A 15,557-nucleotide genomic window follows, 5' to 3' on the forward strand; every position below is an offset into this window, starting at 1 on the left:
TACGCATCTTCGCCCCCGAGGCCGGGCCGGACGCTACCGGCCCTCCTGCCCAGCGTCGGACCAGGTGCTGATCCGGACGACCAGGTCGTGTCCACCCGTGACGAGGGTGCGCGGGCCGGCGAAGGCCACACCGTGCACCACTCCGGCGTGGTGGATCCGGCTCACCTCCCGGCCCTCCGGCACCGTCCACACCCGTCCGGTGCGGTCGTCCCCGGCGGTGCCAAGCAGGCGACCCCGCGATCCGAACGCCACCGCCAGGACCCCGCCGTCGTGACGGACGGAGACGACGCGGTCACCGGATGCGGTGTCCCAGACCACGGCGGTGCCGTCGTAACCGGCGGTGGCGAGCAGTGTGCCGTCGGGGCTGAAGGTCACCGCGTTGACCCAGTCGTCGTGTGGCAGCAGCCGCAGCGGTCTGCGTTCTGCGACGCTCCACACCTCGGCGCCCCGGCGTCCGGCAGCCGTGGCCAGCAGCGAGCCGTCGGGATGGAAGGCGACTCCGTGCAGGCGGTGCGAGCCGGCGAACGTGGCCAACCGGCGTCCCGACCGGCTGTCCCAGAGCACGGCGGTCTGGTCGTGGCTGGCGGTGGCGAGCAGTGTGCCGTCGGGGCTGAAGGTCACCGCGTCGACCCAGTCGTCGTGGCGTACCCGCAGCAGTTGGTCACCGGTGACGGCGTCCCAGACGCGGGCGGTGCCGTCCCGCCCCGCCGCCGCGATCCGGGCACCGTCGGGGGTGCAGCAGACGCCGCTGGCCGCATCGTCACCGGGGCCGAGGCGACGACGCCAGCGCAGCCGGTCGTGGCGCAGATCCCAGAGCTGCACCTCGCCGGGCGAGCCGGTCGCCAGGGTGGCCCCCGCGCCGTCGACCGCCACCGCATAGACCCGGCGTCCCACCGCGATCGTCCGTGGGTCGGTCCGGCCGTGCTGGTCGACGCCGGACGGCGTCCCACCGCCGTCGGGCCTGCGTCCACCGTCGGGTGTGGCGGTCGTCGGCGCGGCGGCGGGCGTCGTGGCCTGGCCGGGGCCGGGCCTGGCGGAGAAGGCGCGGCGCGCCGACCGTCGGGTGTCGGGCGTGGGTCGGGCGGCCAGCAGCGCCGCACCGTACGCGACGGCCAGTTCCGGTTCGGCGGTACGCAGGACCGGCCGTCCGGTGTGCCCGGACAGGGTCCGCCCGACCGAGGGCATCCGGGTCGGTCCGCCCACCGGGACGATCCGGTCGATGTCGGACCATCGCAGGCCCAGGTCGTCGAGAAGCCGTTCGCACTCGGTGATGGTCTCCCGCAACGCCGGCCGGACCAGCTCGTCCAGCTCGTCGCGGGTGAACGTGAACGTCGTCGGCGGGTCCAGGTCGGTGAGATCCGCCGAGTGGGTGGTGACCGTGGAGAGCCGGATCTTGATCTGCTCGCAGGTGTCGCGCAACTGAAGCCGGCGGGGCAGCAGGTCGAGGTCGGTGGTGTCGGCGAACAGGTGGGCGCACCGGTCCGGGAACCGCTGGCGGATGTGGGCCAGCAGCATCCGGTCGATATCGGTGCCGCCGAGGTCGGGGATGGCACCCGGTCGGCCCAGCACCTCGAATGCGCCGTCCGGGCCGGTCTGCGCCACCGCGCAGTCGAACGTGCCGCCGCCCAGGTCGTAGACGAGCGCGGTGACCTGCGCCGGCAACGTGGTGTCGGCGAAGGCGTACGCGGCGGCGGCCACCGGGTCCGGCTCCAGCCGTACCGTGGCCGGGTCGAAGCCGGCGAGGCCGGCAGCGGTGCGCATCAGGTGGCGGTTGTGGTCCTCCCAGCTTGCCGGCACCGTCACGACGACCCGCTCCGGTGTGCCCGCGACCGTCTCGGTGGCCTGCTCGCGCAGGAAGCGCAACACCTCGGCGGTCAGTTCGTGCGTGGTGAGCTCGCAGTCCTCACCGAGTGCCCACGGGATCGGATCGGCGAAGTCCCGTTTGAAGCGGCATCGGTAGTGCTGCGGGCGGAGCCGCCCGGCGTTCTCGGCCACGGCGCCGACCGCGAGCGTGCCGTCGGGCAACAGGCACACCGCCGACGGCACGGTGGGTACGTCGGGCCGCCCGGCCGGGTCGCGGGCCAGGACCGGCTCCCGACCGGGGCGGCCGATCACCAGCGCCGAGGTGGACATGCCGAAGTCGACGCCGTAGACGAGGCCGCTCGGCATCACGGTCGCCGTTCGGGCTCGTCCGTCGGGCGGGTCAGGTCGTCGGCCCGGTCCCGGAGCCGGTCGAACTGCTCCTGCAGGCCGGCGAAGACGGCCACCCGCGCGTTGAGTTCCGCGATCCGTTCCGCCCGCTGGAGCTCGTCACGGGCCCGGGCGGCAGCCAACCGCCGTTCGGTGGCGGCGTACGACTCGCTCTGCGCCGCCACGTGGTCCTCCAACGCCTGGGCCAACGCGTCGACGTAGTCGTTGACCTGGTACGTGAACTGCCGTTCGGCCCGTCGACGAGAGGATTCGATCATCGGGATGACGCGGTCGCGTAGCGCCGCCACCTGCTCGTGCCGGCGGCGGTGCTCGGCCTGGAGCTGGGCCTCCTGCCGCCCGGCGAACCAGCCGGTGATCTGGCCGACCATGCCACCGACGATGCCGCCGAGCAGGGTGCCCACGATCGGGATGACGCTGCCCGCCACCGCGCCGATGGCGGCGCCCGCCCCGCCGTACGCCATGCTGCCGCTCCACCCCGTGCGGAACGTGGCGAAGCGGGTGGGCTGGCTGCTGCGCGTCGGATGCACGTCGCCCACTCTGGGGGCGGTGACGAGGTCGGCGCCCTGCGGGAGGTCGACGACGACGGACAGGCGTTGCGCGTACCGGCTCGCCAGGTGTTCGGCGGCCATCCGGAGTTCCCGTTGGGCGCGTTGGCCCGCGTCGACGATCTGGTGCGAGATCCGGCGGGCCAGGGCGTTCGGGTCGGAGACGGCCTCGTCGGTGCCGAGGCTGCGGCGGAACTGTTCGGCGATCTGGTCGAAGTCCACGCCGAGCTGGTCGCGTACGTCGCGGGCGGCCATCTCCATGTCACCACGCAGGCCCCGTCGCCACCCCTGGGTCTCGGCGCGGAGTCTGTCGGCTTCGGCCCGGGCCTTCTCGATCTGCGTGCCCAACTCGTCGAGGGTGTCGTCGACCAGCGCGGTCAACTCGGTCGCGAGTGGAGCGATGGCGTCGTCGAGCAGGGTGGTCACGGCGTCCGCGGCCCGGACGACCTGCCGGGCACCGCAGGTGGCCGCGAGGGCGCCCCACAGCTCGCGTTCGAGGGCGGGGAACCCGGATTCGGCGAGCAAGTCGGGGTCGTCGTCGGCCAGCGCGGCGTTCTTGCGGTAGGCGGAGACGGCGGCCACCCGCAGCTCCTCCTCGGGTACGCCGGCCACCGCGGCGATGCGGGCGCGGGCCGCCGCCACCACGGGCTGGGGTTCGACGACCTTGTCGGTGCAGGTGATCGCGACCAGGACGGTCGGACACTGGGTCAGGGCATGGGTGAGGAACTCCAACTCGGGTGTGCCCAGTGGCTCGACCGCCGACGAGACGAAGACCAACGCGTCGGCCTGGGGGAGGAACGCCCGCGTCGCGGCCGTGTGCGCCGGGTTGAGGCTGCCGATCCCGGGGGTGTCGACGAGCACCAGGCCGGAGCGCAGCGGCTCCAGCGGCAGCCCGATCTCCACCAGGCTCACCCGGCGGGTGTTGTCCGGGTTCGCCTGCTCGGTCACGAACTCCGTGATCTCCTCTAGCCGGACCGGTCGCGACGTGGGGGCGGCCGACGGGTCGTCCGGGTCCTCGGCGAAGTAGACCACCGCCTGTTCCGCCTCGGCCCAGTGCAGGGCGGTGACGGTCGCCGTGGTGACGTCCAGGTCGACGGGGAAGAGTCCGACCCGTTCCACAAGTGCGTTGAGCAGGCTGGACTTGCCCTGCCGGAACTCGCCGCACACGACCACGTGGTAGCGGCCGGCCGCCACCCGCTCGCGTTCGGCCGTGAGCATCCGCGCGGCGGACTGTGACAGGTCGTCGGCGAGGACGACCTGGACGTGGTCGAGGAGGGAGAGGGTGTCCTGCCGGAGTCGGTCGAGTGTGTGCACTGCGATCACCTCTCAGAGGGCCGGGTGGTGGACGATCATGTGCTGGCCGCGGTGGACCACGCCGGGTTCAGCCGAGGCGGCTGGTCCAGGTCGTCCACGTCGGAGAGCAGGCGCAGCGCCTGGCGGGCCCGGTGGGCGATGTGTTCGTGGCACCGTCGCATGGTGCGGACGGCTCGCGCGGTGGGCCGGTCGAGCGTCGGATCCTGCTCCCGGGCCGCCCAGGCACGAGCCCGCTCCCGGGCGCGGTCGAGGACGAGCCGAGGCGCGCTCTCCTCGGGCAGGCCCAACCGGGCAGCGCAGCTGGTGCCGTGCTCCCCGGTGACGCGCAGCAGTTCGGCCGACTCCGGCGCGGTGAGCGTCACCTCGCCGTTGTAGAAGGCCGACAGGGTCCGCAGCTCGGCGAAGGCCGGCATCCAGGCGCGGAGCCGCTCGACCGCGGCGGCGACCTCGCCCACCGGGGTGGGCACCGGCGGGCCGCCCCGCTGAGCGGTCAACCGGATGCGCGCCACCTCCCGGTCGGTGTCGCGTAACCCGTGGTCGAGCTTGAGCAGCGTGGACCGGTTGCCGAAATGACTGACGATCAGGTCCTCCAGGGCGCTGACCCCACTGTCGGCACGCAGCCGGTCCCGGATCTCGGCAGGGGTGAGACCGTCCCGGACGTACCCGCAGGCACGGGTGACGCCCCAGACGCCGAGGTGTTCGGCGAGCACCCGACGTTCGGCGACCGGCAGGGTGATGCCGTTGAGGTGCGGCGCGTGGGCGAAGCGTCCGGCGTCGGAGGCGTGGCGGGCGACCCGTCGCGGGTCGCCGGTCGCGAGTTCGGCCAACCAGTTCAGGTGCGCGTCGGTCAGGGTCTGCCCGCCGATGCCGAGCAGCCCCGAGACGGGCAGGATGGTGTAGAACATCCGCCGCATCCGGGGCCGGCGAAGATGGTCGTCTGCCAGGGCCCGCGCCGCGACCATCGGGTCGAACGTCATCGGGTCGGGGCTGCCGGGCAGGTCGGCCATCGGCGGCCAGAACTGGTCGCACCGGGTGAGCACGCCGAACGCCCGCAACGGCGTGACCGCGCCCCCGACATCGCCCAGGAAGTCCTCCAGTGTCGCCTTGTCGGTCTGGTGCAGGGCGCGGCTGAACAGATAGAGCACGGCGTCGGCCCGGTCCAGCTCGGCCGCGCTGTCGTGGTGCACCTCCCGGGCGGTGCGGCGCAGGGCGTCGAGTGTGGAGCCCACGGTGCCGCCGTCGGTCGGCACGAGCCCGAGGAACTCGCTGGTGTTCGCCGAGTCGACGCCGTGGACGCTGCCCAGCCCGGGGGTGTCGACTAGCCGGAACCGGCGCAGCAGGTCGTGCGGCAGCCCGAACTCCACCTTCCGGATGCGCCGCAGGTGTGCCAGCTGCGCGGGATCGCGCACGGTCAGTTCGCGCAGCCGCTCCGGCGGTAGCTCGGTCGGCGTCGGATCGTCGCGGTAGTGGACCCGGACGGTGGGCACCGGGGCGTACCGCAGCTCGTTGACGGTGAAGGTCAACTCCAGTTGGCCGGTGGCCGCGACCGGCGTGCCGAGGAGCGCGTTGACGAGCGTCGACTTGCCGCGCTTGATCTGGCCGACGACGGCGACCCGCATCGGTTGGGACAGCCGGTCACCGGCCTGCCGCAACAGGTCGGCCAACGGGTCGAGTGCCGGTCCGCCGGTCCGGGCGAGGGCGGCGCAGCGCGCCAGCTCCGTCAGCACGGAGCGCGGCGGGGGGTACGGGGGCACGACAGTGGTGGACATGGACCTGGCCTTCCGGGTCACGATGCCGGTCGCGTCGAGGCTAGGTCCGTCGGCGACGGCTGTTCCGGTCATACGACGGCATCTGGCGTGGTCACCCGGTCCGACAATGGCCGTGCCGCGGCGCCGGTCCGGTGTGGTGGGTCCCGCCCGGCGCCCGAGAGGAGACGGAGACATGGTCCTGCAGGGGAACTTCGTCCGCAGACTGCTGATGGCGGTCGACATCGAGAAGTACAGCCGGCGTACCGCGGCGACCCACTACGACGCCCAGGTGCGGCTGCTGAGGATCGTGCAGTGCGCCTGCCGCTACGCGCGGATCCGCCAGGTCGAGCCCCAGGAGAGCGGCGACGGCCTGATGCTGGTGTTCCCGCCGGGGCTCAACGAGGCCCGCGTGGTCCCGGCGCTGATCCGGGGCTTCCGGCACGGGTTGTCCGAGAACAACCGTGACCCGGGTGAGTTCGGGCCGATCCGGGCCCGGATGGCGATCGTGGAGGGTGCCACCGCCCGCAGCCCCAACGGCTTCGCCGGTCCGGCCTCGATTCTCGTCAACGACCTGGTCGGCGTCCCGGTGCTGAAGCGGAAGCTGGCCGACGCCCGACCGGACAGCGATCTCGCGGTCATCGTGCCGCACGCCCTCTACGCGGATCTGGTCAGCCAGAACTATCCCGGACTGACCCGGGAGCACTTCTCGCGCGTCGCGCTGACCCTGCGCGAGGAACCGGTGGTCGCCTGGGTCTGCCTTCCGCCCGCCGGGCCGGCACCGGACCCGTACGGTCCGGAGATCCGCTGGGACGGGGTCGCCACCGTGCTCACGGTCTCCGGGCTGGCGACCGTCGCCGCCGAGTTGGCCCACCGCTACCGGGCGGCCTCGACCGCCGGTGGGCGTGCGGTGGTCGCCGACGGTCACCACACGCGTCGCGGTGACCACGACGGTTCCGACCGGCTGGACCCCGACCATCCGAGCCACCCGGACGACGTCGACGAACCGCGACACGATGTGGTGCACCACGACGACCTGCACCAGGACGACCTGCACCAGGACGACCATCCGCACCCGTGACCGGCGGCCACGGCCGGACGGGCGGTGACGTTTCGTGTCGATGCCATCACCTGATGTCGATCGGTCGGCGTGTCGGTGGTGTGCTGTCGACATGACCGGCCTACCACCGACGCCACCACCCGACCCGCCCCTGACACCCGCCGAGGAGATCGCCGTCGCCGGCACCATCAACGCCTCGTTCCAGGTCGCCACACAGCAGGCGGACAGCAAGGTCAGCATGTTGCTCGTGGTGCACTCCGGCATCGCGGTGGTGGTCTCCACCCATCTGCGGGAGGCGGTCGCGCTGGTCGCCTCCGGTGGGGCGGCCGGGCTGACGGCCGTACCGCTGCTGGCAGCCGTGATGGTCGGGTTCCTGATCTCCGGATACCACCTCATGCAGGGACTGCGTCCACGGCTGACCCCGCCGGCGCCGGACAACCGGTTCGCGTTCCCGGCGGTCGCCACGGGCGCCCTCGGCGGGCCGGAGGCGCCCGCAGCCGGCGTGGCCTCCGGCCGGTTGCGTGTGGAGGCGTGGGAATCGGCCCGGCGGCTGGCGGAGATCGCGATGGTGAAGAACCGGCACGTGGTCAGGGCGCTGAACTGGATGGCGCTGATGGTGCTGGCGGCGCTGGCGGCGATGACCCTGGTGACCCTCGCCGGTTAGGGCGCGATGGTCGTCGCCACGATCCGCAGCCGCCCCGCGTCCGTGATCACCACCCGCCGGTAACCGACGGTCACCGCGCCGTCGCGCTTGAGCCCGGCGAGCGCCCGCTGCACGCTCGGCTCCGCCGCGGCCACCAGCTCGGCCAGGTCCGAGTGGCTCAACGGCACGTCGACGAGGATGCCGTCGCTGACCGGGCGGCCGTAGACCTCGCCCATGTGCACGAGCAGTCGGGCGATGCGGACCCGCACCGGGTCGCCCCCGACGTCCACCCGGTGCCGGTTGGCCATCCGCAGCTTGGCGGTGACGACCCGGCGTACCGCCTCGGCGAGGCGGGGATGCTCGTCGAGCAGCCGGCGGAAGTCCGCGGCGGGGGTGACCCGTCCCGAGGCGGGCGCCGCCGCCACGACCGACGCGGACCGTGGACCACCGTCGAGGACGGCCAGTTCACCGATGAGGTCACCGGCGACCCGGACGGCGAGCAGGGTGGGGTTGCCGTCCGCCTTCGAGCCGAGCACCCGGACATGCCCGCGCAGCAGCAGGATGGCCGCGGTGCCGGTGTCGCCCTCGCGGATGATCAGGTCGCGGGGCCGCCACGACCGGGGACTGCCGGCCGCCAGCATCACCGCGCGGTCGTTCTCGGCCAGCCCGGCGAGGAAGCTGCCGGCCGGCCACGCGCTGCTGCGGGCGGATCGTTGTTCGGGGATCACGGAAGCTCCCGGGTGGGCCGGCGAAGCGGATGCGAGGAAGCTAGCGTTCCTCGGTGGCCACCCGGCATCATCTTTCACGGTACGCCGGCAACCCGTTCACTCTGTGTAGATCACTCGACCGGCCAGTGTGTGGTCGGCGTCTCGGTAGGCGACCCGGAGCACCCATTCCACGGAGGGACGACGTTTGGTCGGCGCGCTCACCACCTTCATGTCCTGATTCGGACTGGTCGACTTACCTCCATGCCGCGGCCAGGTGGGCGGATAGGGGCCGGCGGGCACGACGATGTCGGCGTCGTGGTCCGCGAAACGGTGGCGTAGCAGCGCGTCGGACCGCGCGGCGAACTGCCGCCACCAACTGCCCGGCGCGGGCAGCGGGCGCGGGAACAGGGAACGCACCGCCTCGTCGACCAGCACCAGACGGCGCAGTCGGCCGTACTGGTCGGGTTCGTCCGCGTACTCCCGCAGCCGGCGCCACAGATGCTCCCGGTAGTGCCGCAGCTGCCCCTCGTCGTCCAACCGGTGCCTGCCCGCTCGGTCCGGTTGCAGACTGTGGTCCAGCGACGCGTGACTGCCCGCCAGGCTGAGCACGTCGGTCACCAGCCGCGCCAGGTCGTCCTCGCGTCCGTGCAGCACCATGGAGACCTCGGCGTCCGGTTCCGTGCCGGACAGGTCCAGTCCCTCGCCGCCCACGGTCGACAGGTCCGGCGCGAACGCGCTCGGCGGCCCGACGACGGCACCTCCCAGGTGTGCCAGGCGACGCCGCCACTCGGTGGCGTGCGGCTCGGGAAATGCGAGGCAGGTCAACCACATCCACTCCCAGCAGTGGGCCGGGTCGGACGGCGGCGCGGCGTCCCGCCAGGCGGCCACCTCGCGGTCGGCGAGGAACATCTCCGTGAGCGGGACCACCTCGGCCGTGGGCAGCGTCGGATCCGGCCGACCCGGCGCCGGTCCACGGCCGGACACGGAGTCGGCGGTGGACGTGGCGGCGCCGGTGGGTATCGACGTGGTGGGCGTCGCCTCGACGGTCGGCCGAGCCACGGTCGACGCCGGATCGACGGCGGCCGACAGGTGGTGGAGCACGACGTCGATGAGCCGACCGGTCTCCCGGTCGTCGTCGTCACCGGGCGGCGGCCAGTGGGCGGCGGCAGCCAACGCCCGGCCGAGACCGTCGAAGGCCCGCCGGGCCTGCTCGGCGCGGGGCCCGCCGCGCCGGGCGAGGGTGTACAACGCCGACTCCAGCGACCGGCCGTCCAGGTGGACCGCATCCATCAGTGCCTCCCGGTGAACGGGTCCCAGTTCTCGTTCCACATCGGTTCTCCCTCGCTCATCGCCGTGTGGAAGACGGCCCCGGGATGGCCGAGCATGTCGGTCAGCCGGGTGGTGGTCAGGTATCTCGGATAGCCGCGGTGCACCCGCAGCCAACCTCGCCGGTCCAGCGAGGCGACGTAGCGCACCGCCGGGTCGTACGGCCCGTCGGGCGGCGCGAGCTGCGCCAGGGCGACGGTGTCGCCCGCCGCGTCGACACCCTCGAACTGCCACAGCCGCTGCCCGTCGCCGACGTCCACGGGTGCCGGCAGCGGATGTTCACCGACCATCCCGGGTACCGGCGGCTCGTCCGGGTGCAGGGTGTGCATCCGGTGCTGCCACGCCGACTGGTCCGGGTCGGCGGGGAAGACCAGGGCCGGGCCGTCCGGCCGGTGCTCGGTGTGACGGGTCGACGGAGCCCCGACGTGGATCGCGACCGGCAGCCGGTCGATGGTCCCGTCCGGGCCGGTGGCCCCCGCGCGGAGTCGGGGCAGGATGTTCACCCCCGGTTCGTGCAGCAGGTGGTCGGGAGCGCCGCCCACACACAGGAAGACCGTCGGGGTGAGGTCCTGGTCGATCTGCAGTTGGAAGTACAGGTCGGCGGGGGGCTCGCCGGGTAGCGTCAGCCCGGTCTGGCGCAGTGCGTGGGTCGCCAGGTGGAACTGGAACTCGCCCCACTCGATGGACTCGCGGGCACCGAGGTCGCGGTGTACCCGCAGGTTGCGGGGGACCGGATACCAGCGGCTGCGCGCGGCCAGGTTGCCGTTGCGGTCGCTGTAGCGGCAGGGTGTGCCCGCCTCCAGCAGCAGCAGACCGCTGCCGCCGTCGGGTTCGCGCAGGAAGAAGTGGCACGGCAGGGAGAGGAACATGTTGTTCACGTCGATCATCACGGCGCTGCCGCCCCGGTTGAGCTGGGCGACGATCCCGGCGCCGTCCTCGGCGGTGCCGCGCAGGTTCTGTTGCTCCTCCGCCCAGCAGGCGCCGAGCGAGGCGGCCTGCTTGGCGTTCGTGGTCTCCACCGCCATCGCCGACGGGTCCCAGGTCCCGGTGGCGCCGTGCTGGCTGAGCCGCCGGGCGAGCGTCTCGCCGACGATCTGGCGTACCACCGGCATCTGGGCGCTCCGGCCGGAGAAGAAGACCTGGTCGAGCGGTTCCGCGTCGGCGCCGCGGAGGCGCACGTTGACGATGTCCGCCGCCAGGTCGGCCGCCTTGACCACGACCGGCCGGACGAGGCGGACGAAGTCCGCACTGGACAGTTCCAACGACGGCGCCCGCACGTCGGCCTTCACCAACGGGACACCGCTCCTGCGGACCTCGGCGAGGACCTGGTCGAGCTGGGTGTCGAGGATGGTGACGGAGCCCGGCCCGGCCAGCCGACCCAACTCGATCTTGACAGTCTCCGCCTCCGTCCACAGCACGGTGAAGGCGTACGTCGAGATGCCGGACTCGGCGTCGGTCGGAAGCAGGTCGCTCAACGCCTGGCGGACCGACGACGGGGCCGGGTCGAGCGTCTGGTTCGCCAGCACCATCGGGGCCAGCGGCTGGTAGCTGCCGTCGGCCGCACGGCTGACCCCGGGCCACTGGTAGGTGTCCTGTATCCGCCGACGCTCCTGCTCCGGCAGGTTCTCCACCAGCGCGTCCGCCAACCTCGCCTTGATCCAGTAGAAGACCCGCAGGGTGAGCAGGTCGCCGCCGAGTTGCGGATGACCGGTGGAGCCGAGTACCCGTGGGGTGATCAGGTAGGAGCAGCCCGCCCTCGGGTCGTTCGCGGCCGGCGGGGTCCGGTCCTCCAGGTCGAGGGCGAGCAGGGCGATGTCGGTGGTCCCGCCACCGATGTCGACCACCAGCAGGTTCCGGCGCCAGATCCGCTGCCCGGCCACGTCGACGGGACGGCTGCGACTGCGGAACCGTTCCATCCCCTCCGACAGACTGCCGCGCAGCTCACGCATGAGGAAGTACATGCCCGCCGCGACCCCCTCGTCGTAGGTGAAGGTCGGCAGCGGCACCAGCAGGTCGTCCTGGAACAGGCTGCGCAGCCGTTCCCGGCGGGCCGGCGGCATGGTCGTCGGGTAGGTGACGACGACGTGGCCCACCCCCAGCGGCTGCCCCGAACCTGTGCGTGCCGCGAAGCGCAGGGCGCTGTCGATGAGCCAGTTGTAGGCGTGCAGCACCAGGAAGTCGCTGCTGGCCGGCGTCCTGGGCGCGGGCTTCCAGTGCAGGCGTGCCAGGTCGGGCGCCAGCGGCCGGCTCCGGCCCAACGCGCGCTTGAGACCGGGGAGCGAGCGGACGTACCCTCTCTCGTCCTCGGTCGGCCGGACCAGGCTGACCCGGGCCGGCGCCGGGTCGGTGCCGATGACGTGCACGGTGCTGGAGACGGTGTCCGGGTTGTCGACCTGGTCGAACTCGACCTTCATCAGTTTCGAGGTGGCCAGCGCCGGGGTGTAGAAGGCGTCGTCGAGGATCCGGTGCAGGCGGCCCGCGAGCCAGGCGCTCAGCAGCAGATCGCTGGTGGCACCCGGCCTCAGCGCGGTCATCACCAGGTCACGCACGCGGGCCCGGAACTCGGTGACGCCCTCCCTGGTGTCGTCGAGCAACCGGACCAGCTCGTCGACGTCGGTGAACGGATGGTCCTGGGAGCCCGGCAGGCCGGCGGTCCGTTCCCGTACCAGCCGCAGGCACTTGTCGCGCAGGTCGAGCCAGGCCGGTCGGGCCGCGCCGTCGTCCGGCCCCGCGGACTGGAGCAGCTCCGCCAGGGCGGCGCGGAGCATTTCGTCCTGCGCGGGGTCGAGGTCGCTGCCCTGGATCTTCTGGTCGTCCACCATCGTGATGGTGGAGCTGGAGGTGCCGAAGTCGATGGCGAACATCTTGGCCACCTGGTGCCCGGTCACCGGCTGCCGCAGCGGCTGCTCCGCCACCCCGCTGCCCAGACCCTCGGACCCGGCGAGGGTGTCGGTCCCGGGCTCGGCGTCGGGTGCCGCGAACTCCAGCAGCAGGGTGAAGTCCCGGGTGGTCACCGACTCGCCGCCGAAGGTCACCCGCCAGGTGAGCCGGACGGACTCCAGCCGACCGGCCGCGCCGGGCAGGTTCAGGTACTCGAAGACCGGAACCGGGGCGGACACCTCATGGGGCTCGCCCACCGTGACGGCCCGCCACGACGTCGTCGGGTAGTTGCGGGCCAGGTAGCGGCCGAGGGCCCCGGTGGCCGGTGTGGCGTCGGCGAGAAAGACGTCCCACACCTCCACCGGTCCGTCCGTGGCGCGGATCGCCACCCGGGGCAGGTGGTAGCGCCCGTGGTGCAGGTACAGCCGGAACCGGTCGGGTGCCACCACGGCGGTACGGCTGCCCGCCGCCGGCTCGAAGACCATCTCGACGGTCATGCCTCCCCCTCCTGGGTGGGATCCAGATCGGTCGGCCAGTCCCGGAGCAGTCGCTGCCACACCGAGCCGGTCGTGGTGCCGCCCGGCGGCGCGTTCCCGCCGAGCCAGTCGGCGGAGGCGTCGGCGACGAGCCGCTCTATCGACACCGCCTTGGGGATCTCCTGGTGGACCTCGGTGACCTCCCGCCGGACCCGGTTCGCCAGGTCCACGAGCGCGTCGAACAGGCGTTGCTGGGCGATGCGCAGCACGCCGTCGGCAACCTCCTGGCGCATCCGCAGCAGCCGGACGACGTGCTGTTCCTGCCCCTCGTCCTGGCTGGTCACCGGTGCCTGCCCGGGTGCCGTCGCCCACGGCAGTTGCTGGGCGGGCAGCAACGGGAACAGGTCGGGCACGTCCGGGCCGTCGAGTGGCGCCGGTTGCGCCAGCGCTTCGGAGCGTCGACGGATCCGTTTGACCACCCATTGCAGCTGGGTGTAGCTGCGCAGCCAGGTGCGCCGGTTGGCCCCGCCGTCCGGGTCCAGCGCGGCGAGCGCCGCCGCCCGGTCCGGTTCGTCGAACGGGTCGCCAGGCCCGTTCCAGACCGAGGTCAGGGCCTTGCTCGTCTCGTCGACCCACAGGGCGGTGAGCCGGTGGAACTGATGACCCGCCTCCCGGGTGGCATCGCCCACGAAGCCGGCGAAGCGTAGCCGCAACTGGGCGGTGTTCGTCAGCAGCTCGGCACCGCCGCCCCCGCTCTGCGGGGTGTGGGTACGCCGGTCCTCCTCGTCGTCGTCCTCGTCGACGACGTGTCCACGGGCGGCGTGGCCGGGGACCACCACCCGTCCGGTGTCCAGCGTGGCGTCGAGCGTCTCGTCCCAGCCCTGCCAGCCGAACACGGTGCGGGCCACGGAGACCCGCAGCAGGTCGAGGGAGTCGTCCAGATGCTGTCGCCACACCGGGTCGGCGGTGCCGGGGCGCAGCTTCGCGGCACCACCGACGAGGACCTGTTCCGCCGCGAGCAGTTCGTCGCGCAGCCGGAACAGGTCGCCCACCACGTCGTCACCGGCCTGACGGGAGGTGCTGGCGTCGTGCCACTGGAGGGTCGTGACGAGTTGGTGCATCGTCGCGGTGTGCCGACGCAGGGCGTCGAGCTTGAGCCGTACGCCGTGCTCCGTCACGTGCCGGGCGACGAGTGCCCGCAACGCCTCGACGCCGCCGTCCTCGGCGGCGGCGCAGACCGCCCGGGCCAGTGGCGCGCCGCTGTCCCCGGCGGAGAGCGCATCCCCGATCCCGTGCCAGGCCGCCATCCGCTGCTGCACGACCGTCCGGTGGGCGGCGAGCACCCCGGCCAGCTCCCGGTCCGGCTGGTACGGCATCCGATGCACGTCGATCGCGTGCAGCAGGCTGGCCAGGGCGATCCGGTCCGGGCGCTGGCCGGTCAGCTCGTACCCGGTGCGGGCCAGGTCCCGGAAGCCGGCGTCGGCGTGGGCGAGCCGGTCGATCGTGAGTGTCCCGGCGGGCACGGCCGGCGGGGTGAGCAGGTCGAACATGGTGGCCACCACGAGCACCGAATCGGCCAGCTCGGCCTTGCTGCGTCCGTGCCCGGCCAGCAGCGCCAGGAACTTCGTGGCGACCTCGGTGCCGGGCCGTTCCGCCCGCACGGTGATGAGGATGGTGTGAGTGTCGCGAAGCAGGGCGGCCGAGAGGAAGTCGTCGCGGGCGGCGCCGCGCGCGTTGAGGCCGGGGAAGTCGAGGAACTCGACCTCCTGCACGCCGGCCAGCCGGTCGACCGGCCAGCGGTCCGCCGGCACCGAGACCTGGAGGGTGATCCGCCCCAGCAGGGGAAAGATCTCCCGGAGCACCGTGGCGGTCAGCTCGGTGTGCGCCGAGAGGGGGATCGCCGGTGGACGGACCGGATAGGACGTCGGTGGTCTGCGCGAGCCGCCGATGGTCAGCCCCTCGGCGTACGCGTCCAGGTGCAGCGGCCGCGACGCCCCCGCGTTCGTCGGGTGCACCAGCTCCCCGGCCCGGTCCAGGGCGTCACGGATACGCAGCAGCTCCCATGCCGAGTCCCGGATGGCCAGGAGGCTGGACTCGGGGAGGCCGCTGTCGGGACGCTCCGGCCAGACGTACCTGCGGCACCACTTCTCGAAGGTCGTCCAGCCGTCCCGCACCGGGTGGTACTCGCGCAGCGTCGACACGTCGACGGGCAGGTTGGTCTCGGCGACCGTGTTGCAGATCTTGTTGAGGACGAAGACGGCGCCGGCCGACACCTGTGCCGCCGACAGCAGGCTCACCGAGGCGGACGTCACCTCCACCGGTGAGCCGGGTGGCCCGGCGCCGAGTCGTACGGCCGTGACGTTGCCGGTCGTCGCCTCCGTCGAGACCGGCAGCAGCTCCGGACGGCCGAGCAGGGTGCCCAGCAGAAGGGACTTCCCGGCGCTGTACTCGCCCACCACGCCGATGGTCACCGGTGCGAGGCAGGCGTTCTCCAGCTCGTAGGTCTGGGCGACCAGGTCCTTGCGCAGGTCCACGAGTTCGGCGGGCGGGCTGGCGGCCTGCGTCTGCGCGCGTACCCGCTCGGCCCAGCGTCTGTACCCGTCGATCAGGTCCTGTGTGGAGTGTGACATCGGCATCTCCGCTTCGGGGA

The 15,557-nt window shown here is 72.8% G+C and carries 9 protein-coding genes; 2 read left to right on the plus strand and 7 right to left on the minus strand.

Annotation, left to right across the window (positions count from 1 at the left end; translation table 11 throughout):
- Window positions 1-33 precede the first annotated feature (33 nt).
- The 3 genes from HUT12_RS15165 to HUT12_RS15175 are packed head-to-tail and all read right to left on the minus strand — an operon-like array spanning window position 34 to window position 5,839.
- A complete protein-coding gene (locus HUT12_RS15165; RefSeq protein WP_176093796.1) occupies window positions 34-2,169 on the minus strand; it encodes an Hsp70 family protein in 2,136 nt (711 codons plus the stop codon).
- Window positions 2,169-4,070 carry a dynamin family protein gene (locus tag HUT12_RS15170; RefSeq protein WP_131053616.1) on the minus strand — a complete coding sequence of 634 codons (1,902 nt, stop codon included), beginning with the start codon at window positions 4,068-4,070 and terminating at the stop codon, window positions 2,169-2,171. The genes HUT12_RS15165 and HUT12_RS15170 overlap by 1 nt, the downstream gene beginning before the upstream one ends.
- Before the next feature lie 35 nt (window positions 4,071-4,105).
- Complete coding sequence (locus HUT12_RS15175; RefSeq protein ID WP_176093797.1) at window positions 4,106-5,839, minus strand: dynamin family protein; 1,734 nt, start codon at window positions 5,837-5,839, stop codon at window positions 4,106-4,108.
- A 172-nt stretch (window positions 5,840-6,011) separates the two neighbouring features.
- Between HUT12_RS15175 and HUT12_RS15180 the strand changes: the two genes are divergently transcribed.
- Both HUT12_RS15180 and HUT12_RS15185 read left to right on the plus strand, forming a co-directional pair.
- Window positions 6,012-6,896 (plus strand): hypothetical protein, encoded by an 885-nt coding sequence (locus HUT12_RS15180; protein ID WP_131053619.1) that lies wholly within the window; start codon window positions 6,012-6,014, stop codon window positions 6,894-6,896.
- A gap of 91 nt (window positions 6,897-6,987) precedes the next feature.
- Complete coding sequence (locus HUT12_RS15185; protein ID WP_176093798.1) at window positions 6,988-7,539, plus strand: hypothetical protein; 552 nt, start codon at window positions 6,988-6,990, stop codon at window positions 7,537-7,539.
- Here HUT12_RS15185 and HUT12_RS15190 read toward each other — a convergent pair.
- The 4 genes from HUT12_RS15190 to HUT12_RS15205 all read right to left on the minus strand — a co-directional run bounded on the left by HUT12_RS15190 (window position 7,536) and on the right by HUT12_RS15205 (window position 15,537).
- Window positions 7,536-8,246 carry a Crp/Fnr family transcriptional regulator gene (locus tag HUT12_RS15190; protein ID WP_131053622.1) on the minus strand — a complete coding sequence of 237 codons (711 nt, stop codon included), beginning with the start codon at window positions 8,244-8,246 and terminating at the stop codon, window positions 7,536-7,538. The two genes, HUT12_RS15185 and HUT12_RS15190, sit on opposite strands and share 4 nt — an antisense overlap.
- Window positions 8,247-8,342: 96 nt before the next feature.
- A complete protein-coding gene (locus HUT12_RS15195) occupies window positions 8,343-9,515 on the minus strand; it encodes a hypothetical protein (RefSeq protein WP_176093799.1) in 1,173 nt (390 codons plus the stop codon).
- Window positions 9,515-12,928 (minus strand): hypothetical protein, encoded by a 3,414-nt coding sequence (locus tag HUT12_RS15200; protein WP_176093800.1) that lies wholly within the window; start codon window positions 12,926-12,928, stop codon window positions 9,515-9,517. The genes HUT12_RS15195 and HUT12_RS15200 overlap by 1 nt, the downstream gene beginning before the upstream one ends.
- Window positions 12,925-15,537, minus strand: coding sequence for a dynamin family protein (locus tag HUT12_RS15205; RefSeq protein ID WP_176093801.1), 2,613 nt, complete (start codon window positions 15,535-15,537; stop codon window positions 12,925-12,927). The genes HUT12_RS15200 and HUT12_RS15205 overlap by 4 nt, the downstream gene beginning before the upstream one ends.
- Window positions 15,538-15,557 lie beyond the last annotated feature (20 nt).

It is taken from the genome of Verrucosispora sp. NA02020 (assembly GCF_013364215.1).
Classification (GTDB): Bacteria; Actinomycetota; Actinomycetes; order Mycobacteriales; family Micromonosporaceae; genus Micromonospora.